The organism is Clostridium sp. AN503 (assembly GCF_040719375.1).
GTDB lineage: Bacteria > Bacillota > Clostridia > Lachnospirales > Lachnospiraceae > Brotaphodocola.
In genome coordinates, this window is sequence record NZ_JBFDTP010000002.1 from 3,132,779 (window position 1) to 3,153,555 (window position 20,777).

Genomic DNA, 20,777 nt, shown 5'->3' on the forward strand with positions numbered 1-20,777 from the left:
TATCTGATCTCTGGCGGATTCCGTCCACCAGCTATGCGTCAAACACCGCTGATACATCCTCCATAAGTGCAGCAATGGGCAGATGCTGCGGACAGATGTGCTCGCATTTCTTACAGCCGATGCAGTCAGCCGCCGCACCGTGCCGGGCCGTATAATTGGGGTAATAGCCTTTGGCGTTGGACTTATCACCGAACTGCCGGTACTGGTTGTACAGGGAAAAATACTCCGGTATGGCAATCTGCTTCGGACAGCCCTCCACGCAGTACCGGCACCCGGTACAGCCCACTGCGATGCTGGAATTCAGGATATCCGTCACCTGCCGGATCACCTGCTCTTCCGTCTCATCAAGCGGTTTAAAGTCCTGCATATAGGATGTGTTGTCTAAAAGCTGGGCTTCATCAGACATACCGGACAGCACCATGATCACGCCCTCTTTGCCGGCAGCAAACCTAACGGCCCAGGACGCCGGGGACATCTCCGGCCTGCGCTCTTTAAACAGCGCTTTTGCAGCCTCCGGCACATCCGCCAGCGTTCCGCCCTTCACCGGTTCCATGACGATCACGTCTTTTCCGTATCGGCGGCAGACCTCATAGCAGCGCCTGGACTGTATGTACGGGCTTTCCCAGTCAAGATAGTTGAGCTGGAGCTGCACAAACTCCACCTCCGGATGGGCTTTTAAGATCTCCTCCAAAAGCTCTGCATCCGCATGATAGGAAAATCCCAGATGCCGTATCTTCCCTTCCTCCAGCTTTTCCCTGGCAAAGCCAAATGCATCCAGCCTCTTTGCCGTCTCATAGGAGGCCTGGAACACATTGTGCAGCAGATAGTAATCAAAATATTCCACGCCGCATTTCTCCAGCTGCTCGTCAAAGATACGCGCCATATCCTCTTTCTCCTTTAAATGGCTTAAGGGGAGCTTGTCCGCCAGCACAAAGCTCTCCCGCGGATGGCGCTCCACAAGGGCCTTTCTCACCGCGGTCTCACTGGCATACAGATGATACATATACGCCGTGTCAAAATAAGTGAATCCCCGCTCTAAGAAGAGGTCCACCATCCGGCACACCTGCCGGATATCGATATCCGCCTTGTCCTCCGGATTCACAAGCGGCAGCCTCATCGTCCCAAATCCCAACTTTTTCATTTCCATTCTCTGTATGCTCCTTTCCCTGCACTCAAACGCCCGTCTCCATTTCCCGTAAAATCTCCCACAGATCTGTATCCTGTAAATCAGGAAAGCCCCGTCATCATCCATGGCAGGGGCTTTCTCTCATCTATTTTCCAAGCATTTCGATCCCTTTGCGGATACGTGTCAGGGATTCTTCCCTGCCAAGCACCTCCATGATCTCGGTAGCGCCTGCAGGCGTCATCTGCTTACCTGAAACAGCGGTGCGGATCGGCCACATGACAAAACCAGTCTTGCAGCCCTTCTCCTCCACGTATTTTGCCAGCACCTCGTACAGTGCGTCATTGCTGTAATCCTGCTGTGCCTCCAGAAGCGGTAGTACTTCGGTCAGCACCTCCAGAGAAGTCTCTGCACTGGTCTTCATCTTCTTGTGGGCGTACATGGCGGTATCGTACTCCGGCAGCTCCTCGAAGAAATCAATATGCTCCGCGATATCCGGGAATATCTCAATCCGGGTCTTGACCATGCCTGCGATCTTCTTTAAGTCCAAATCCTTTTTGATGGTCTGGCGGATATACGGCTCTGCCATCTCATAGAACCGGTCAAAGTCCATCGCCTTTAAATATTCGCCGTTCATCCATTTCAGCTTTGTGATGTCAAAAACAGCCGGGGACTTGCTGATGTTATGGTAATCAAACGCCTTCACCAGCTCCTCCAAAGAGAATATCTCCTGGTTGTCCACCGGGGACCAGCCAAGCAGCGCCACATAGTTGACCACGGCCTCCGCCACAAAGCCCTGTTCGATCAGGTCCTCGAAGGAAGAATGGCCGCTGCGCTTGGATAATTTCTTGTGAAATTCATCCGTGATCAGAGGACAGTGCACATATACCGGAACCTCCCAGCCAAAGGCGTCGTACAGACGGTTGTACTTGGGGGAGGAGGACAGGTATTCGTTGCCCCGCACCACATGGGTGATCCCCATCAGGTGATCATCCACCACGTTTGCAAAGTTGTAGGTCGGATATCCGTCGGACTTGATGAGGACCATATCGTCAAGCTCTGAGTTATCCACGGTGATGTCCCCGTAGATCTCATCATGGAACGTCGTGGTTCCTTCCGTCGGATTGTTCTGGCGGATCACATACGGCATACCGGCAGCCAGGTTTGCAGCCACCTCCTCCTTTGACAGATGCAGGCAGTGCTTGTCATAGGTCATGATCTCTTCGCCGTTTACGGTTGTCTTCAATGATTCCAGACGCTCCTGGGTACAGAAGCAGTAGTATGCCTCGCCCTTTTCCACCAGCTTCTTTGCATACTCCAAATAGATCCCCGAAGCCTGGCGTTCACTCTGTACATAAGGCCCGCAGCCGCCGTCCTTATCCGGCCCCTCGTCATGGATCAGCCCGGTCTGCTCCAGGGTGCGGTAGATGATCTCTGTCGCACCTTCCACATACCGCTCCTGATCTGTGTCCTCAATACGGAGCAGGAAATCCCCGTCCTCATGCTTTGCGATCAGATACGCATACAGCGCTGTCCTCAAATTCCCCACATGCATCCGTCCGGTTGGACTTGGTGCATATCTTGTCCTAATCCTGGTCATATCTCAAATCTCCTTAATCTCATTTTAAGCATGTCCTATTATATACCATGGTTTTCCAAAAAGGAAGGGTTTTCATAATAGGTGTAGGTATTCTTTCCTTTTCGTTTACTTTCATACAGGGCAATATCCGCTTCCTTGACGCTCTTTTTATAGCAGAAATCCTCCTTGTCTACGAATGTGATCCCCACACTGCAGCCGATTGGAATGGCACAGGTCCGCTCCAGGACCTCGACCAGGGTTTCCATGCTGCGGTCCATGGCTTCCTTTGTATCCATGTTCTTTACAAATACCATAAATTCGTCTCCACCCAGGCGCCCCACGATCCCCGCCCTGCCAAACACAGTCCTGAGCACGCGGGTCAGGTTTTTCAAAGCCACATCGCCTTCCAGATGGCCGTACCGGTCGTTGATGGATTTAAAATCATCCAGGTCCACTAAGAGCAGCGCCCCCGTCCCATTTCTTGTCCTGGTCATATAAGAAGTAACTTCTTTTTCAAATACTCCGCGGTTGAATACACCAGTCAGAGAATCCCGTCTCGCAGCACGTTCCTGCGCCAGCTCGCGTTTCTTTTCCATATCGATGTCTTTTAAATACATCAGGGCATACATGTTCTCCGCATACTCCTCCCGGAACACATGCACCACCAGCTCGACCCAGCGATATCTGCCGTCCACGCGGTGGCGGAACCTGGCCTTCCCTGTATGGTTTCCATCATAATACATCTGCTTTATATATTCCGGGCTCATCCGCCTGCAGCACTCCTCCTGGTCGCCCGGAAGCAGCAGTTCTCTGATATGGCGGTCCATAACCTGGGAAAAAGTCTCCCCCCAGCGCTTTGCCTCCTCCTCGTAGCTGCTCCACAGCCCGCCTGAGGATATGATGTTTTGGTTTGTCACATCTACCTCAGCATATGCAATCGTCTCAGAAAGCATCGCCTCGTAGAAATCCGTTTTTCTCAGATTCTCTATCTCCACCAGCCGTTCCTGGTTCGCCGGGTCCAAAAGCACCACAATGGTATTGACATCCTGTATTTCCTTCCCCAGATGTCGCGTCCGTAATTTGAACCATTCATAGGTATTGTGTTTTGTTTTTAAAAGAATTTCCTCCCCGTGAGAGATCTCCTTGTCCTTTACGTGAGAGAAGATGGACCGGAATCCGTCTGCGAAATAAGGATGCACCATCTCTGAAGCGATCCAGCAATCCGGGAAATTCTCTTCTTTTCTGGCTTCGCCTGCCAGCAGCTCTCTTCCCGTATGGAAATAAATAGACCGCTTTGTCTCATTGTACTCAAACATGATGCTGGCTGTTGCATCCGGCAGGAACTTGGGTTTCTCCACATCACTGATGATCCGGTGATACCCTTCCAGACAGATCATCCCATCGCTGTCCTCTACCCGGATTCCGGTGCATCGGACCACCACCTCCCCCTTTTCAGGGTGGTTCCAGGTATACTCCAGCTGCGTCTTTTTCCGGGATTCTATCATTGTCGCCACCGCTGCGTTCACGTAATTATAGTATCCGTCGTTGATCCGGTTGTACCAGTGCTCATATACCTGCTCAGGCGTATATCCCCTGGGCGCGGCGATCAGACGGTGCATGATGCTGTCCGCAAACATTTCATTGCGCCCATTATCCTTAGCCAGACGGATCACCCACAAGCCCAGGCTGGTGGCGTTTAAAATATCCTCATACCGGCAGTCCAGCAGATCGTTCAGGCGCGCCTCCGTCTTGATCCTGGTCACCCGGTCCGCCAAAAAACAAGCCATGGCATTTAAATAGGCATTATCGGTCCCTCTGTGACGCGGATTGTCCACCGCAATGTAACCGATCATCTTTTTGTCCCGCCAAATTGGGGTTGCGATCATCTTTTCAACATTCAGCCGCTTAAGTAAAAGCCGTTCTTCTGGATATTTTTCCCGGAGGGTCTCCAAGTCCTCCACCACTACGGACTCTCCCCGCTCAAATGCCGTGATCCATCTGCGCATCAGATGGGCGGGAACATGCTGGAGGATCCCGGTCTGGGATTCCGCTCCTTCGCGGCACCACTCATAGCGGTCCTCCCAGTATCCCTGATCCTCGGAAGGCTCCAGAATGCTGGCTCTGTCTGCATGATAGAATTCGCCGATCGTTCCCAGCACTTTTACTATGGCCTGCTCCATGTTGGGTTCCTCAACCAGCATTCTGGTACAGGCAGCAATATTTTGCTCGAAATCCAGCTTTTCCTTGACCCGCTGGCTGGTAAGTTCCTTTTCCGTCACATCAATGCCGATCACCAGACGGGCCGTCTTGCCCTGCCAGGGGATCAGTTTGCCCTTCATGATAAAATGACGGTGCAGATATGGGTTTTCTGTTTCCCAAATAAAAAATTCATCTTTCCGGTCCCGGCATTCATTGCAGGACGGGCATGGGGCAGTCCGGGCATACAGCAGTTCATAACATTTCCTGCCTTTGTAGTCAAAACATCCGGTCATATGCCGTCCGATGGAATTGAGATACAGCAGTTCATGGGTATCCTGATCGCATACGCAGATCATCTCCTCCAGATTCTCTACCACCAGGCCCAGTTCATCCGCCTCCGGCTTCTGCACATGATACTGTTCCTCCCTGGCAGTAAGGCTCCGGAAATATTCCTCCCGCGCCTCCCGTGCACGCCAGGCCTCCGTCCTCTCGCTAAAATACGTTTCCTCAAACTGCTCCTTCGTATAAGGCCTGCAGAACAAAAATCCCTGCAAAAGATCCGGTTTCAATTTTTGGAGAGTGAGAAACTCCTCCTCTGTCTCCACGCCCTCACAGCAGACCTGGATCTGGGCGCTGTGAGCCAGGTTTATCATATTGCTCAGCAGATTATAATTGTAAGCGCTGTTTTGGATCCCCCGGATAAAGCAGCGGTCGATCTTGACCTCATTGACTTCCACGCTCTTTAGGTATCCAAGGCTTGAGTATCCCGTCCCAAAGTCATCAATGGAGATCTGGATGCCAGCTTTTTCCCACTGATAAAAGATCCTGTTGTAATACTGGTAATCCTGCAGCTGCATACTCTCCGTCAGCTCCAAAGTCAGCGCCTCGCCGGGGATCTCAAGCTCATCCAAAAGCTTCAGCACCCACAGCTCCGCATCTTTTACGCGCAGCTGCACATAAGAGATATTTACACTGATCCGGAAATCCGGCATTCGTTTTCTCCACTCCCTGCACTGAAGGAGAGCCGTCCGGAGCACCCATCTCCCCACCTGCTTGATCAGTCCCGTCTGTTCCAGGATTGGGATGAATTCCACAGGGCCTACAAGCCCCCGGCTGGGTGATGTGAACCGGAGCAGCGCTTCCGCCCCCTGCATCCTGCATGTCTTCCTCTCTACCTGCGGCTGATAGCACAGATAAAATCCTTTAAACCCGTTTTGCACGCTTTTTCTCAGCTCATCCTGCAGGTTTACCATCTGAAGATTCCTCACATAGTCATCATCAGAAAAGAACACCAGACCGTTCTTGCCGCTCTTTTTGACCTGATCCATGGCATTTTCCGCATACTGGAACACACGCCCGCCGTCCCGCTCGATCCCCTCTCCATAAAAAACCGCGCCGGCGGAAAGGGTGCACATGGAAGCCATCCTGTCCTGAAGTTCCGAGTAAACGCGCTCCACATCCTCCCGCCCCTGCCCGGTTAGGTTCACCGCAAACCGGTCCCCGTTCAGACGGTAGATATGCATGTCAGATACGACCATCTCGTCCAGGCTGTCAGCTATGCGCTTCAGGAGCCGGTTGCCGAAGGCCCGTCCGTATTTCATATTTACATTCCTGAAATTATCCACACCGAGCACCAGCAGATATCCCTGTCCTCCTGCCTTTAAGCATTCGGCCAGGTCTTCCATCAGCTTCTCTTCATTGAGAAGTCCTGTGATCAGGTCTGTTTTCCTGCCCAGGATCGTATCGGTGATCCGGCCGATGATCATCCTCGGCCTTCCGTCCACATCCCGCCTGACTCTGCCGCTGCTGCTGATCCATACGCGGGTCCCCTTCCGGTCCACCAACCTGTACTGGATACTGTGCTGGTCCCGCTCTCCCCGCTCAAGTGCACGCATCTCCTCCCGGACAGCCGGAATATCTCTCGCATAGATAATATGCTCCCACTCTGCACGGTTATATCCTTCATCCGCCTTCTCCGGCAGATCATACCTGCTGTATAGATCCCGAAAAAAGCGGATTCGTTCCGTCTGAAGATCCAGAAGATAAAGATATTCTTCCGTACTCTCATTCAAGAAACGGAGCGTCTCCACATATTGCTCCAACTCCTCCTGGTACCCCTTCTCCTCTGCCACAAGCAGCCTCCTCTGTCGTTAAAACCTGTAGTCCCCGTCTCCTGTGCCATAAACAGATGTCGAAAACAGCACCTTTGCCGCCTCGATCAGATATGCTGTATCACGGCTCCCTGCAGTCTCATAGTTGGAATGCATTGCCAGCTGTGCAAGACCGATATCCACGCTGTTGAGCGCCACCTGTGTACCGGAAATATTGCCCAGGGTCGAGCCTCCCAGCATATCTGAACGGTTGTGGAATGTCTGGTAAGGTACGCCTGCCTTCTCACACAGGGCCTTGAACAGCGCGCCCGAAACCGCATCGGTGGTGTACTTCTGGTTGGCGCTGTACTTGATCACGATCCCGTGGTTCATATACGGACGATTGGTCGGGTCCCCTTTATCCGGCTGGTTGGGATGGATGCTGTGTGCATTGTCCGCCGACACCATAAAGCTGGAGGCCAGGGCTGTCAGATACTCCTCCTCTGTGCGCCCCATGGCGCTGTTGATCCGGTGCAGCACATCCTTTAAGAAGGTGGACGCCGCCCCCTGCTTGGTACCGCTGCCAACTTCTTCATTGTCCAGAACGCAGTGCACCGCAACGCTGTCTTTCGGCTCCGCCGCCAAAAATCCCTTCAGGGAGGCAAATGCACACTGCAGATCATCCAAGTGCGGGCTGGCGATATATTCCCCATTCAGTCCCAGCACCGTCCCCTTCATCCGGTTATATAAAAACAGATCTGTATCCAGAATATCTTCTGAACTAACCCCCGCCTCCCGGGCGATCATGTTTAAGAACGTCCCCTTAACATCGCTTCCGTCGGAATCACAGAACAGGGGGAGCATATCCTTCTGCGCATTGAACTCATACCCCTCATTAACACTGCGGTTCATATGGATCGCAAGATTGGGGATGATCATCAGATCCCTGTCCACATTCACCAGTCTGCTGGCTATGCCGTCCTCTGTACGCACTACGATCCGGCCCGCCACGGAAAGGGGGCGGTCCAGCCATGGAGAACAGATCATGCCGCCGTACTTTTCCACATTCAGCTTCACATATTTTTTATCCACCTCGATCTCGGCATTGGCCTTGATCTTGAACACCGGGGAATCGCTGTGGCTTGCCATGATCTGGAACCCTGTAAAATCCTGTCTCGGGACCTTAAATGCGATCAGAGCCGAATCATTCCTCGTCACATAGTAGCCCGCCCCTGGCCGAAGTTCCCACTTCTGGCCTTCCAGAAGCCTACTGTAGCCTTCATGCTCCAGCATGTCCTTCATATTTGCCACTGCATGGAAGCTGCTCGGGCTGTTGTCCAGAAAATCCAAAAGCTCTTTATTGATGCTGTCAAATGCCATATTTGTCTCACTCATTGCTGTTATGTCCTTTCTACGTACTGATACATCAGTGTTATATTGTTCCCTTTTTCGTAAATCTAACTTTTAAGCGCCGCCAGCGCTTCTTTCAGCTTACCCAGATCACCGTCCGCAAAACAGTATCCGTCCATGCCGCACTCCTTCGCCCCATCGATGTTGTTCTGGATGTCATCAATAAAATAGCACTCCTCCGGCTTTAACCCAAACCGCTCAAACAGGTGATGGTACATCTCCTTCTGAGGTTTGATGCACTTTACTTCCGCTGAAAAGAGACCCGTCAAAACAATCCACAGCCGGGATCACATCCTGATAACAGGAAAGCAGCCGCAGGGATGCATTGGAACAAAGATAGATCCCGTAGCCCTCCGCCTTCAGTCCGCGGATCACCGGCTCCATCTCTGTCATGGTGTACATACAGTATCTGTGCCAGTCGCGCATACAGAGCCTCACTGCTTCGTGAAGCCGCTCCGGCAGCCGCCCGCATATCTGACGGATCGCCTGTTCCTCCAAAAGCACGCCCATGTCCATCTGGATCCACTCCGGAGAGACAAAGACCGCCGTGCACACCCGCTTCCGGTCATGCGCATCCGCGATATGGCGCTCACACACCCGCATAGCGTCATATCCCACCAGGACTTTTCCCATATCAAACACTATATTTTTAATCAAAAGCTTATCCTCCTGAAACACTTCTTTTTCTAAAAGTGCATATAGGATGATTGTATCATACTTGGGTAAAAAAAGGAACTATTGAGATCTCCAGTTTATAGATTTTAAAACAGGTTTTTCGGCGGCAGCCTGGAAGCTGAAACTACAATCCGGACCACGGTAGAACTGCAGAAGAAAAAGCAGCAAAGGACGCGGGATTCCGCGCCCTTGCTGCTTTTCTTTTTATCGATGCCATGCTCATCCGAACAGGGAGCAGATCGCTTCCCAAATCCGTTTGAAGATCATCCCGATCCGGTGGAAGATATTTCCTTCCGGATAATAAGTCTCGTCAATCTCCACCTTGTTATCGTCATCATCCTTCGTGATCTCTTTTGTGCGGAGGATGATCTGCATGCTGTGCGGGGACGGGTTCTTGTCGGAGGTTAATGATACCGGGTCTGCTTCCAGGTCGATATCCAGGATGGTCGTATGCTCCTCACTGAATTCATCCCATTTGTCATCAATGGTGTCAATGATCGTATCCTTGGCGTTGCGCAGGATACCAGTCTGGTTTAAACCGGTCCCGGCATGGTCCAGGACATCTGCCAGGCCGTTTAAGGTGGCTTTTGTCCCTTCATCCAGGCTTCCGCCCGCCGACTTCACCTGGTTTTCCAGAGTTTTAAAGAAGCTGCTCAAGGATTCCACCCCGGCCGCGGTCTGATCCGTCAGGCGGCCCATGTCCGCCAGCGTCGAAAGCGCGTCCTCGTGATATTTTTCCAGAGTCTGGTTCAACTCGTCAATATCGCTGCAGATATCCTCCGCCACCTGGCTGATCTTCCCGATATTGGTGAGCAGATCCTTTGTCTCATGTACCGCGGATCTCATGGCGCCATCCTGTTTTTCCTGTGCCTCCAGCGCAGCTAAAACCTGCTGGGTCAGGCTGATCATTCCGGCAAGATCTGCTTCAATCCCATTATTCCCGGTAAAGTCCGTCGTTGTGTAGATCAACTGCCCCAGGGCCGCTTCTGCCTCCGGCGGGATGGTCCAGTTCGATGTGGTCTGCCTTGAGGCATCAGCAAGTATCCGGCTTTCTCCCCCGGCTATATTACTTCCGTCATCTCCTGATCCCTGTGTGCCCAGATCATTGTACAACTCCACATTGTCCTGGATGCCAAGCAGCAGCTCTTCCATCTCGTCGGCGTCATAATCCGTATCCAGATCCAGACTGGCAAGGAGCGCAGCGCTTTCTTCCAGGCTGGCGCCGTTTTTCTGCAGGCTGGCAAGAAGCTGCCCCAGCTGGCCGATGGACTGGCTCATATTCGCCTGGGACTGGCTGAGTGTCAACAGATCGTTTTTCGTCTTTTCCAGCAGCTGCAGGAAGGTCTGGGATGCATAATCCATCTGGGGGCTGCCGAGCATTTCCTGGATCATACCGATATCATCCCGCAGGTACCTCACCGTATCTTTCAGATCCCCCAGCTTCGGCTCCAATTCATTGATATCATAGGTCATGTTGTTGATATCGCCGCGGACCTCCGTCAGCGCATTCTGCGCCCGGTCCGTGTGCTCCTTAAACGGTTTTAGTGACTCTGCCAGGCCGTCGAGCTGTTCCAGAGCCGCATCTGCTTTTGCATATACATCGTCCCTGGAGGAGTGGATGATCTCTCTGGCATTGTCCAGACCGCGCAGTCCGCTTGCGGTATCCGCTATGCCGGTCTGCATCTGCTCCATGGTATCTAAAAGCACATCCAGGCTGTCGCTCAGCGCATCCTTGGAGTCCTCCAGAGTTTCCTTTGCATCCTTTAGATCTGATACCTGGTCCAGCTGGCTTAAGGTCAGCGGCACCATCATAAAGATCAGTCCTGTAAATTCAAAGTCATCGCTGCCGACCGCCACCGTGTAATGACATTCCTCTCCGGGCAGGGCGACAAAAATAACGGCGCTCATATTGCCCACGGTCTGGACCTGGGCGCCCTCCGCCCTGACGCTCAAGGCATCATCCATATTGACCATGGTGCTCATGATCAGTGACATATTGTTGCGGTAATATGCGGACACCAGCTTGTTGGGCAGCAGATCCACCTGTATTTCTACCAGGCCTTTTTCTCCCGCCAGCTTCTCTGCCGGAGTCTCCACACCATTGAGCAGATATTTTACACGGATCGTCCAGGGCAGCTCCTCCTCTTTTACCGCTGTCTTTCCCTCAAAATAGAATGCACCGTCGGCTGCGCTCACCGGAAAGCTGTAGCTGCCGTCGCCATTTGCAACAGCCTGGGCATTGGTCGTCAAATTGGATATCTTTTCGTATGTACCATAATCGGTGATCTGTCCGTCTTCCTTCACATCGTAGCGCTTGACTACGCTGCTCTCCTCTATGTTTCCTTCCTCATCCAGCGTGATATACATGGTTTCGTCACAGGCAGGGGACAGGCTTGCCGCATATCCCGTCATCCAGCATGAACAGGCCATGATCCCGGCAAGCGCTGCCGCGAATATTCTTTTTGTCCGTCTCATACGGTCTCTCCTCCTTCTTCCTGCGCCGGTTCTATTTGTTCCAGTTTTATTTGTTCCGGTTCTGTCTGTTCCATTTTTGCCTGTAGATCTTCTTCAACAGGTTCTTCCAGAACAGACCCCCCTGTCCGCCCCGCTGCTTTTTCTGCCGCCGTCGCCGCTTTTTTCTCTTTCTTTCTTGCCGCCTTCAACTGCTGCTTCTGGATCGGCTTATCAAATGCGCTAAGGAGCGCCGGGAGCAGTGACAACACCAGCACCATGCTTAAGATGGCGCCGCGTCCGACCAGGCGTCCCACCTGAGAGATGGCCTGGATGGAGGAGGTGAAGAACAAAAGGTAACCTACCACCGTCAGGATCCCGCCGGAAGTCAGGATGGACAGGGTGCTCTTGGAGATCGCCATGACCTGCGCCTGCTTCCTGTCGTGAGTCTTCCGAAATCCAAGATAGTTGTTAGTCATCAGGATCGAATAGTCGATGGTCGCCCCCAACTGCAGGCAGCTCACGATAATATACCCGATGTAGATCATATTTTCACCCATGATATACGGCAGCGTCATGTTCAGATAGATCGCCACCTCGATCGGTATGATGACCAGCACCGGTACCAGGATGGAGTGGAAGGTAACCATCACCACCAGCGCAACCCCGGCCAGTGACAGCAAGGATACTTTTTTGTAGTCGTCCGTCAGGATATCCCGGATGTCGATGGTGGTCGACGTCATGCCGATCATATAGGAATCCTCCGGATAATATTCTTTGAGCACCTTTTCCAGACCCTGGCTGCACTCAAATGCATACTCGCTCTCCTGCTCCGAATCTACGGAAATCATGATCCGTGCGTAATGGTCCGTCCTCAACTGGTCCCGTATGGCTTTCGGCAGAAAACTCTCCGGGATCCCCGTGGGGATCGTGCCGGACATGGAGAGTGCATAGTTTACATAATCCAGATCATCCAGCGCCTCCGTCAGCTTCCGCTCCTGGACCACCGAGCCGTTGGGCACCATGGCGATCACCGGATTGGATTTGCCGAACATCGCGTCAATCTTCTTGGTATCCTCATAGACGCGGGTGCCGGGACTCGCCCCGATGGCGTTGTCCCCATACATAAAATGGTTCATTCCCTGCCCGAAATAGCAGGGCACCGCAGCCAGGATCGCAAGTACAAATACAATTCGGCGAATCCTATACATCAGTCCGGCAAACCGGTCAAAGGACGGGATAAACGGACGGTGTGCGGTCTTTGCGATCTTGTCATCGAACTGCAGGATCAATGTCGGCATCAGGAGGAGCACCGCCAACAGACTGCAAATAATCCCCTTCGTCAGGACGAACCCTACATCCTTACCAATGGTAAACCGCATGAATGCGATCACGATAAAGCCGACGATCGTCGTCGCGCCGCTGGCAAGAATCGAACTGCAGGCCTCCTTGAGCGCTTCCTCCATGGCAAGATGCAGTTCCATTCCCTGTTTTTTGTACGCATTGAATGTGTGCAGCAGGAATATGGAGTAGTCCATGGATACCGCAAGCTGCAGGATCGCCGCCGTGGAAAATGTAAAAAATGAGATCCTGCCAAATATAATATTGGACCCCATATTCAAAAGGATCGCCACGATCATTACAAAGATAAAGAGGAACGGCTCCATCCAGGACGTGGTGGTCAGCGTCAGGATCAGCCAGATGATCACCAGCGCCAGACCAATGGCAATGGCGATCTCGCGGGTGATGGACGCCTCCCGCTCTTTGCTGGATACCGCGCTGCCTGCAAAACATCCCCGGTCCATCCCTACAATCTCGTATATCTCATCGATGGCTTTGTGGGTAGTTTTGTCAGAATCACCATCCTCAAAAATGATCTCCATGACCGCATTCCCATCCTTGTAAAACTCATCCGTCAGGTCATTGGTCAAAAATCCGTCGCCCATGTAAACGTTGGTAGCCAGATCCGCTCCCACCACCAAGTCCACGCCGTCCACTTCCGAGATCCGTTTGCGGATCGCCTTTGCTTCCTGCAAAGAGACGTCCTTCACCATGATCCGCGCCGTGCCGGGATATCCGAACTCATCTTCCATCACATCCAGCGCCTGTTTCGTGGGCGCAAAATCCGGCAGGTATTTGCTCAGATCATAATTGACGCCGACAAACGGAAAACAGACTGCACACAGGATCGTCGCCGCCAGAAAGACCCGCTCGATATGCTTTCCTTTGCTTACAATTAAATGGACAATCTTATCAAAAAACGTCTTATTTCTATTATTCATACGCCACTCCATTAGAAGACATGTTATTGACTTTTCAACACGTGTATATTATAATACATATGTCAAAAGGCATCAATAACCAATATATTTTTGACTGATGTTTTATCAACACTTCTTATCGTTTATGTCGTCAAATAATAAAAATACCTCGAAAATGTTTTTTATCAATTAAGAAAAAGGAGGTTTCTATGAAAGAACAAAAGCAGGACCGCCGGATCCGGCGAACTCAAAAATTGCTAAAAGACAGCCTGATCGAGCTGCTGCAGGAAAAAGAATTCAAGAATATTTCCGTAAAAGACATCACGGAACGGGCCGACTTAAACCGCGGCACCTTTTATCTCCATTACAGTGATACCTATCATCTGCTGCAGGATATCGAGGAGGAAGTCCTGTCAAGCTTTCAGGAGATGATCAACTGCTACAAGCATAATTTCCAGAGGGATACCCTGATGCCGGTGCTGATCCCGGTCATCGATTATATCAGTGACAATGAAGCCATCTGCCGTATCATGTTTGAGAACAATGCCTCCACTGATTTTCTGATCCGGTTCCACAGCCTGATCCATCATAATGGCCTGGAGATCATAGAGACCATGTTTCCCGGCGCAGAGGGAGATATCACCGACTGCTTTTTTGAATTTGTCACTTACGGGCTGATCGGAATGCTGAGACAGTGGATCGACACCGGTCAGAAGCTGCCCAAAAAGCAGCTTGCCGAGCTTGCCGATAAGGCTGTCATGGGCACTGCTTTCCGGCTGCTGGCAAATCAGGCGTAGACCTCACCGGTATCCGTTGAGCAGCCTCCATGCTTCCGGCAGGATGCGGCGCAGCAGCCTGCCCAGCACCGCGCTCACAAAAAGCACCAGAAACGGCATGAACAGGTACAGCACAAATGGTCCCCACTGATTCACTGGGATCACCATGGCTGCTGCCTTGTTGATAAACCGGACAAAGGCAAAATGCGTGGCATATAAAAAGAAATTATGGCGCATAAAATCCTTCGCTTCCGGCAGTTTCTCCCCCGGCACCAGGAGCCACAGTCCAGAGACTGCCAGAAGACGGCACAGCACGAACAGCGGCACAAATGCTGTCCTAAGCCCCACATGCCAGGACAGGACCGCGCCTATCAGGAATAGCGCGCCCGTTCCCATCCGTCCAGCGCTCCCACCCTGCATAACCGGATCCTTCCAGGCGATCATTGGTCCATTTTCAGAAGACAGCGCCAAAGAAGCGGCAAAGGAATAGTAGATCAGCGCATCCGCATTCAGGTACGGAAGTTCTATCTCTGCCGCCACAAGGGTCCAGAGAACCACAAAAAACAAACATCGGCTCCATATGTTTTTCAGCACCGGATACAGCAGCGGAGCCAGTAATATAAGCAGGATCAATTGAAATAAATACCAGAATACATAGTTATAGGTATAGTGAATAACCGCGTCCACCGCTGCGGACAAGTTAAAGGGTATGACCCCTTTTCCCACCACGTCCGTCATCCATGGCAGTCTGCTCCCGATCACATACCCCAGATAATAGATAAAATTCCACAGAATAAAAGGCACCAGCACACTTCGGATGCGGCGTTTCCATTTCCCCGACAGCTTTTCCCAACTAAAATCCCGATAGAACAGATATGCCGATATCATGAAAAATCCCGGCACCGCGATCTGCCCGAGACTGTCCCCGATCCAGTGCTCCGCACGGTATACTTCTTCCATTCCGGCGGTAAGCCCCAGAAAAAGCTCGGCGTTGTAAGAGTGGACCCAGACCACTAACAGGCTGAAGGCAAACGAAAACCAGGTGACTTTATTGCGGAATTGTGATTCGGTCATGGGGTGTTTTCCTCCTTTCGCGTGGTCTGTATCGATATGTTAACGCGGCAATCGCCCCTGTAAGCATATGAATGCCAAATATAAAATACTCGCAAAAACTCTAAAATCCCTTGAAATTTAGAAAGGGATTGATTATAATAAAAGTGAAAAGAAAGCACCCACTCCAAAGTGGATGCCTCCTAGATGAGGGTTTTAAATGTCCTTACGGACACCGCCCATCCTGTTGGCGACAGGATGGGCATTTCATTTCCGCTTGTTTCTCTTATCGAGAAAGGCAAGCAACGCAATCATAAATCCGCCAAAGGATATCAAAAGTGCTAATATCCCTATGATAACCATAACGATCTCATAAGCTGTCATTTGCGTCACCGTCTTCGCTCCGCTACGGTCCTCGCTAATCGGATGTCCACCGGACATCCAGCGACCTTCTTATGTACTCCGGCGAACCGGGCTTACAGAATCCGGGAGGCTGCCACTCCTGTCATGAGTGCTTTCCAATATTTATTTTAACATAAGAGCATATGCATTTGCAAAGATAATATTTCAAAAAATATCCATGCTCCCCGACCGGAACCCTTCCAGATCTAAAGTCAGATAGACAAATCCCAGTTCTTTCAGCCTCTTTATGATCTCCTCCCTCTGCACAACAATCTTCGCAAGAGCATCCGCATCCACCTCGATGCGTGCCACATTGCCGTGAAGCCGCAGCCGTACATTTCCCTCCACCCGGGTACGGAGAAATGCCTCTCCCTCCGCGATCCGCACCAGCATATCATAATCGATATCCATGCCGTAGGGAATCCTTGTGGCCATACAGGGAGTGGACGGGCGGGAAGCCACAGAGATACCATATTCCACAGCCAGCTCCTTGACCTCCTTTTTGGTGATATGAAGCTGCGCCAGCGGACTTATGATCCCCAGCTCCGAAAGAGCACGGATCCCCGGCCGGTACACATGCATATCATCCTCATTGGTCCCGTCCAGGATACAGGAAATACCGCGCTCTCCTGCAAATTTTTTCAGTGTCTCGAACAGATGATATTTACAGAGATAGCAGCGATCCGCCGGATTGTGGCGGATGGCCTCCTGCTCCAGCTCATCGACTGAAATGACATGATGGATTCCGCCCAGCTCCTCCGCCACGCGACGGGCTATCTCCAGATCGCAGGAAGGATGGAGCCTGCTGTCAAATGTGACTGCATATACCTTTACACCTGTCTGCGCCGCTGCGTCCACCGCCGCCTTTAAAAGCAGACTGGAGTCTACCCCGCCGGAAAAGGCAAGGCAGATATCCTGCCCAGCCAGTCTCTGCATCATTTCTTCCAGTCTTTCACGCGGTGTTTTCACAGAACCGGGAATCGTATTCCCACCATTTAAAGTCTCTTCTGCCATGTATGATCTTACCTCTCTTTTGATTTCAGCTCTTTTCCGATCTCGGCTCCCCTCTGATCGTAGCTCACCTTTGATCTCAGTTTCTCTCTGATCTTAGCTCTCCTCTGCCGCAAACTTTGCCGCACAATATACGGTTTGAAAATCCTGTCCATTTTCCTTACAGATTTTCCTTACACTCTCATATTCCGGATAAGCATACTGTCTTCCTTTATGGGTGCAGAACTTCACTTCCACTGGACCGTATTCCGTCTCAACCATGATCTGTCTGCGGTCCAATATGGTGCGCTGCACCGGATAGCGGCGGATTCCAATGGTCGTAGTCTGGGTAAAGATGATATGTTCCAGTTTATCCTGATCCGCCTCCCGGTACAATACTGACAGGGTATACGCCGGTCTGTTCTTCTTCATAAAAATCGGGGTGTACCACACATCCGCCGCACCTGCTGCCAGCAGCTCTTCCATGGCAAAGCCCAGCATCTCCCCGGTACAGTCATCTAAATTGGCCTCCATCACCCACATGCCGGAGTTGTCCGGCTGTCCTGTCTCCTCTAAAAGCATGGCGCGCAGTACATTGGCCTGGCGAAATTCTTTATTACCCGCACCCATACCAATCTTCAGAAGACGACATCCCGCAGGAAGGCTGTCCCTGGTGCGCAGCGCTGCTGCTACTGCTGCACCGGTTGGCGTCACCATTTCCCCTTGGTTGTCTGTAAAGGAAAATTCCAGTCCATAGGCGGACGCAATATTCGCCGTTGCAGGCACCGGGACCGGAATGATCCCATGCTGGCAGCGGACATGTCCGTGACCTTCCGCAAGAGGGGAGACCGCCACTTCCGTGACACCCAGATTGTCCACGCACACTGCCACACTGACAATATCAATAATGGAATCGATCGCCCCCACCTCATGAAAATGCACCTGCTCCACCGGAAGACCATGGGCCTTGGACTCCGCCTCCGCCACGATCAAAAACATCCTGCGCGCCAGTTCTTTTACGCGGTCATTGGTATCCATGCGCTCGATAATGGCACAAATGTCATGAAGATTGCGGTGAGTGTGGGGATGGCGATGGTTGTGGCTATGCTCATGGTCGTGACCGTGTTCATGGTCGTGACTATGCTCATGGTCGTGGCTGTGCTCATGCCCATCATCCTCCAAGTGTACATCAAAATCATATGCATCCAGCCCGCAGGTTGTCTTTCTTCCAAAATGCAGATGATACCCGTCCACATTCATGCTGTCCAGCACGCGCACCAGCTCCTGCCGGTCTGCGCCCAGATCCAGGAGGGCGCCCACGGTCATATCTCCGCTGATTCCCGAGTTACATTCCAGATACAGTATTTTCCCCATATTTATCTCACCGCCAGTCTGTTTATTTGAGTCGCCAGATATCCGGCGCCATATCCATTGTCAATATTTACCACTGAGATTCCGTTTGCGCAGGAATTGAGCATGGTAAGAAGGGCTGACAATCCGTGAAAGCTTGCACCGTATCCTACCGAAGTGGGCACCGCCACCACCGGGCATTCCACCAGGCCTGCGACCACGGTTCCCAGCGCGCCCTCCATTCCAGCCACCGCCACAATACAGTTTGCAGCAGTCAGGCGGTCTCTCTGGGACAGCAGCCGGTGGATTCCCGCCACACCCACATCATAGATGCGGTCCACCCTGCAGCCGAAATACTCGGCAGTCTGCGCCGCTTCCTCTGCTACCGGAATATCCGCCGTGCCGCCGGTGCATACTGCCACAAGACCCGTCCGTTCTCTTCCCTCCTGCTCCACCTTCAGGATGCGGGAAATCGGGTCGTATGTAACTGCAGGCACCACATTTTTCACCAGCTTATATTGTTCCTCAGACGCCCGGGTACCCAGCACCTGTCCGTCCCTGTCATAAAACTTTTTAAAGATCTCCGCCAGATACGCGTCCGGTTTCCCCTGACAGAACACGGTTTCTCCGAATCCGGAGCGCAGCGCCCTGTGGTGATCCAGTTTGGCATAGCCAAGATCCTCATATGGAAGGTCCTTGAGAAGCTTCTGTGCCTCCCCGATCTCCATCTGTCCGTCCTTTACCTGACGGAGTAATGCCTGTACATCCATGCTTCATTCTCCTTTTTGTAAATTCATGATCCGGGTGCATACCCGGCTTAAAAGTGTCTCCGAATGGCTCACCACCAGGAGGCCAATCTCCCGTGCTGCCACTTCCTTCAACAAAAAATCCCATATCTGGCTTTGAGTGATTAAATCCAGCATAGTTGTAATCTCATCCGCCAGCAAAAACCTGGTTCCATCCCCCAGCGCCCGTGCAATGCAGAACCGTTGCAGTTCCCCGCCGGAAAGCTCGGAAGGATACCGGTCCAGCCATTCCGCTTCAATCCCCAGCTCCTCCACGATCCTCTGGGGAACCCGGTCACCCTCCCTGAGCACCTCCTTCATTTTCAGGCGTGGGTTCACGGAAAGCTCCGGATGCTGCCAGATCATCTGTACCGGACAGTATCCGCCATAGGAAGCGATCGGCTTTCCGTCCAACAGGACCTGTCCGCCGTCCGCCGCCTCATATCCCGCCAGGATCTTACAGAGCGTAGTCTTGCCAAATCCGCTTGGAGCTGCGATCCCCAGTCTGTCTTCGCTGTCCAGCTCCAGGCTGACCTCATTTAGTATCTTCCGGTTTCCATTGTCATATTGGAACGAAATATTCTCCGCCTTCAGTTTCATATAACCTTCTTCTCAACCTCCGCTTTGCTCTGTCTGTGGTAAGCTGGTTCTACTGTATCATTCCGCTTGCCGTCACCCGATCTGCCATCTCATTCCGCCTTCCAGCATCGTACCATACCATCCCTCAGACTCCGGTACGGTACCGGCTCCGCACACCGGGCTTCGCACGCCTCGCATCGAGGAGCATAAGGACACCCCTGCGGCATTTCCTTTCCATATGGCTGAGTCCCCGGCTGTGCCGCAAATCCATTCTGCGGCATGGCGCGGTACAGGGCTTTCGTATACGGATGCCGGAGCCTGCCCTCCTCCGAGAAATCCTCCGCCCGCGCGTCCTCCAGATTCATTCCCGCATAGAATACCACGATCCGGTCCGCAGTTTCAAGCGCCAGCTCCAGGTCATGGGTGATCAGAAGTACGCCCGCGCCCTCATCGGCGATCTCACGGAAATGTCCCATCACCCGTTTTGCCGCCTCCAGATGCAGCCCCGGCGTCGGCTCATCCGCGATCACCAGCTTGGGATACTCCTGCACCGCTGTGGAGATCAGGATCCGCCTGGTCATCCCACCCGACAGCTGAAAAGGATAGAGCCTTTCCGTTTCCTCCCCCAGCCCATAGCGGGAAAGGATCTCCCGGCACCTCCTGCGGCTTTGTGGATCCTTCCTGCCCTTTCGCACCTGCTCCCCTGCCTTCATAAGCGGGTCTAAGTAAGAAACGCTTTGGGGGACCAGCACCAGTTCATTTCCCCGCAGATCTTTTATACGATTCTCCGTCAGCAGTTCCCCTTTATAATAAATGGTTCCGCTGCAGACCGCATTGTAAGGCAGTATCCCCATGATGGCATGGGCCAGCAGGCTCTTGCCGGAGCCGCTGGAACCGACTACCGCCACCAGTTCCCCTTCATGGACCTCCAGGCTCAGGTCCCGGATCCCCGTCACCTGTCTGCGCGACCATCCACGTCCGTACTGGGTGAAGGCTACCGATAAATGTTCTGCTTTTAATACCGATTCCGACCGGTTCATAAAACCGCCCCCTTATC

General features: G+C 52.4%; 16 protein-coding genes. 1 reads left to right on the top strand and 15 read right to left on the bottom strand.

The window, feature by feature from the left end; genetic code table 11:
- Positions 1-31 precede the first annotated feature (31 nt).
- From AB1I67_RS21940 to AB1I67_RS21975, 8 genes are all read right to left on the bottom strand, one after another.
- Entirely contained in the window at positions 32-1,147 is a 1,116-nt protein-coding gene (locus AB1I67_RS21940; protein WP_367032458.1) for an aldo/keto reductase, read from the bottom strand.
- A gap of 124 nt (positions 1,148-1,271) precedes the next feature.
- Positions 1,272-2,723 carry a glutamate--tRNA ligase gene (gene gltX / locus AB1I67_RS21945; RefSeq protein WP_367032459.1) on the bottom strand — a complete coding sequence of 484 codons (1,452 nt, stop codon included), beginning with the start codon at positions 2,721-2,723 and terminating at the stop codon, positions 1,272-1,274.
- Positions 2,724-2,761: 38 nt separating this feature from the next.
- Positions 2,762-7,033, bottom strand: coding sequence for an EAL domain-containing protein (locus AB1I67_RS21950; protein WP_367032461.1), 4,272 nt, complete (start codon positions 7,031-7,033; stop codon positions 2,762-2,764).
- A gap of 18 nt (positions 7,034-7,051) precedes the next feature.
- Complete coding sequence (locus tag AB1I67_RS21955; protein ID WP_367032462.1) at positions 7,052-8,386, bottom strand: M18 family aminopeptidase; 1,335 nt, start codon at positions 8,384-8,386, stop codon at positions 7,052-7,054.
- A 62-nt stretch (positions 8,387-8,448) separates the two neighbouring features.
- A complete protein-coding gene (locus AB1I67_RS21960; RefSeq protein ID WP_367032463.1) occupies positions 8,449-8,619 on the bottom strand; it encodes an HAD-IA family hydrolase in 171 nt (56 codons plus the stop codon).
- Positions 8,600-9,058: a hypothetical protein gene (locus AB1I67_RS21965; protein ID WP_367032464.1), complete on the bottom strand. Its 459-nt coding sequence runs from the start codon at positions 9,056-9,058 to the stop codon at positions 8,600-8,602. Before AB1I67_RS21965 ends, AB1I67_RS21960 begins: the two co-directional genes overlap by 20 nt.
- A gap of 237 nt (positions 9,059-9,295) precedes the next feature.
- Complete coding sequence (locus tag AB1I67_RS21970; RefSeq protein ID WP_367032465.1) at positions 9,296-11,551, bottom strand: hypothetical protein; 2,256 nt, start codon at positions 11,549-11,551, stop codon at positions 9,296-9,298.
- Entirely contained in the window at positions 11,548-13,809 is a 2,262-nt protein-coding gene (locus AB1I67_RS21975) for an MMPL family transporter (protein ID WP_367032466.1), read from the bottom strand. Before AB1I67_RS21975 ends, AB1I67_RS21970 begins: the two co-directional genes overlap by 4 nt.
- Positions 13,810-13,997: 188 nt before the next feature.
- On the opposite strand from AB1I67_RS21975, the gene AB1I67_RS21980 reads away from it, so the two are divergent.
- Positions 13,998-14,585, top strand: a complete 588-nt coding sequence (locus AB1I67_RS21980) for a TetR/AcrR family transcriptional regulator (RefSeq protein WP_367032467.1) — start codon at positions 13,998-14,000, stop codon at positions 14,583-14,585.
- 3 nt (positions 14,586-14,588) lie between these two features.
- Here the strand turns inward: AB1I67_RS21980 and AB1I67_RS21985 are convergent, their stop codons facing one another.
- The 7 genes from AB1I67_RS21985 to AB1I67_RS22015 form a co-directional block, all read right to left on the bottom strand.
- Positions 14,589-15,638 (bottom strand): acyltransferase family protein, encoded by a 1,050-nt coding sequence (locus AB1I67_RS21985; RefSeq protein ID WP_367032468.1) that lies wholly within the window; start codon positions 15,636-15,638, stop codon positions 14,589-14,591.
- Positions 15,639-15,881: 243 nt separating this feature from the next.
- The gene (locus tag AB1I67_RS21990) at positions 15,882-16,055 is read right to left on the bottom strand and encodes a putative holin-like toxin (protein ID WP_367032470.1); all 174 of its coding nucleotides are present in this window, start codon (positions 16,053-16,055) and stop codon (positions 15,882-15,884) included.
- 126 nt (positions 16,056-16,181) lie between these two features.
- On the bottom strand, positions 16,182-17,030 hold the full coding sequence (gene larE, locus AB1I67_RS21995; protein ID WP_367032472.1) for an ATP-dependent sacrificial sulfur transferase LarE: 849 nt from the start codon (positions 17,028-17,030) through the stop codon (positions 16,182-16,184).
- A gap of 93 nt (positions 17,031-17,123) precedes the next feature.
- Complete coding sequence (larC, locus tag AB1I67_RS22000) at positions 17,124-18,380, bottom strand: nickel pincer cofactor biosynthesis protein LarC (protein WP_367032473.1); 1,257 nt, start codon at positions 18,378-18,380, stop codon at positions 17,124-17,126.
- Between the two features lie 2 nt (positions 18,381-18,382).
- Positions 18,383-19,126, bottom strand: coding sequence for a nickel pincer cofactor biosynthesis protein LarB (gene larB / locus AB1I67_RS22005; RefSeq protein ID WP_367032474.1), 744 nt, complete (start codon positions 19,124-19,126; stop codon positions 18,383-18,385).
- 3 nt (positions 19,127-19,129) lie between these two features.
- Entirely contained in the window at positions 19,130-19,741 is a 612-nt protein-coding gene (locus AB1I67_RS22010; protein WP_367032476.1) for an ATP-binding cassette domain-containing protein, read from the bottom strand.
- Between the two features lie 89 nt (positions 19,742-19,830).
- The gene (locus AB1I67_RS22015) at positions 19,831-20,760 is read right to left on the bottom strand and encodes an ABC transporter ATP-binding protein (protein ID WP_367032477.1); all 930 of its coding nucleotides are present in this window, start codon (positions 20,758-20,760) and stop codon (positions 19,831-19,833) included.
- Positions 20,761-20,777: the final 17 nt, after the last annotated feature.

Excerpts from the sequence above, each read along its gene's own strand:
- AB1I67_RS21940 (WP_367032458.1), bottom strand. The coding sequence starts at position 1,147 with ATGGAAATGAAAAAGTTGGGATTTGGGACGATGAGGCTGCCGCTTGTG.
- gltX (WP_367032459.1), bottom strand. The coding sequence starts at position 2,723 with ATGACCAGGATTAGGACAAGATATGCACCAAGTCCAACCGGACGGATG.
- AB1I67_RS21955 (WP_367032462.1), bottom strand. The coding sequence starts at position 8,386 with ATGAGTGAGACAAATATGGCATTTGACAGCATCAATAAAGAGCTTTTG.
- AB1I67_RS21960 (WP_367032463.1), bottom strand. The coding sequence starts at position 8,619 with ATGTACCATCACCTGTTTGAGCGGTTTGGGTTAAAGCCGGAGGAGTGC.
- AB1I67_RS21970 (WP_367032465.1), bottom strand. The coding sequence starts at position 11,551 with ATGAGACGGACAAAAAGAATATTCGCGGCAGCGCTTGCCGGGATCATG.
- AB1I67_RS21975 (WP_367032466.1), bottom strand. The coding sequence starts at position 13,809 with ATGAATAATAGAAATAAGACGTTTTTTGATAAGATTGTCCATTTAATT.
- AB1I67_RS21980 (WP_367032467.1), top strand. The coding sequence starts at position 13,998 with ATGAAAGAACAAAAGCAGGACCGCCGGATCCGGCGAACTCAAAAATTG.
- AB1I67_RS21985 (WP_367032468.1), bottom strand. The coding sequence starts at position 15,638 with ATGACCGAATCACAATTCCGCAATAAAGTCACCTGGTTTTCGTTTGCC.
- AB1I67_RS21990 (WP_367032470.1), bottom strand. The coding sequence starts at position 16,055 with ATGTCCGGTGGACATCCGATTAGCGAGGACCGTAGCGGAGCGAAGACG.
- larE (WP_367032472.1), bottom strand. The coding sequence starts at position 17,030 with ATGGCAGAAGAGACTTTAAATGGTGGGAATACGATTCCCGGTTCTGTG.
- larC (WP_367032473.1), bottom strand. The coding sequence starts at position 18,380 with ATGGGGAAAATACTGTATCTGGAATGTAACTCGGGAATCAGCGGAGAT.
- larB (WP_367032474.1), bottom strand. The coding sequence starts at position 19,126 with ATGGATGTACAGGCATTACTCCGTCAGGTAAAGGACGGACAGATGGAG.
- AB1I67_RS22010 (WP_367032476.1), bottom strand. The coding sequence starts at position 19,741 with ATGAAACTGAAGGCGGAGAATATTTCGTTCCAATATGACAATGGAAAC.
- AB1I67_RS22015 (WP_367032477.1), bottom strand. The coding sequence starts at position 20,760 with ATGAACCGGTCGGAATCGGTATTAAAAGCAGAACATTTATCGGTAGCC.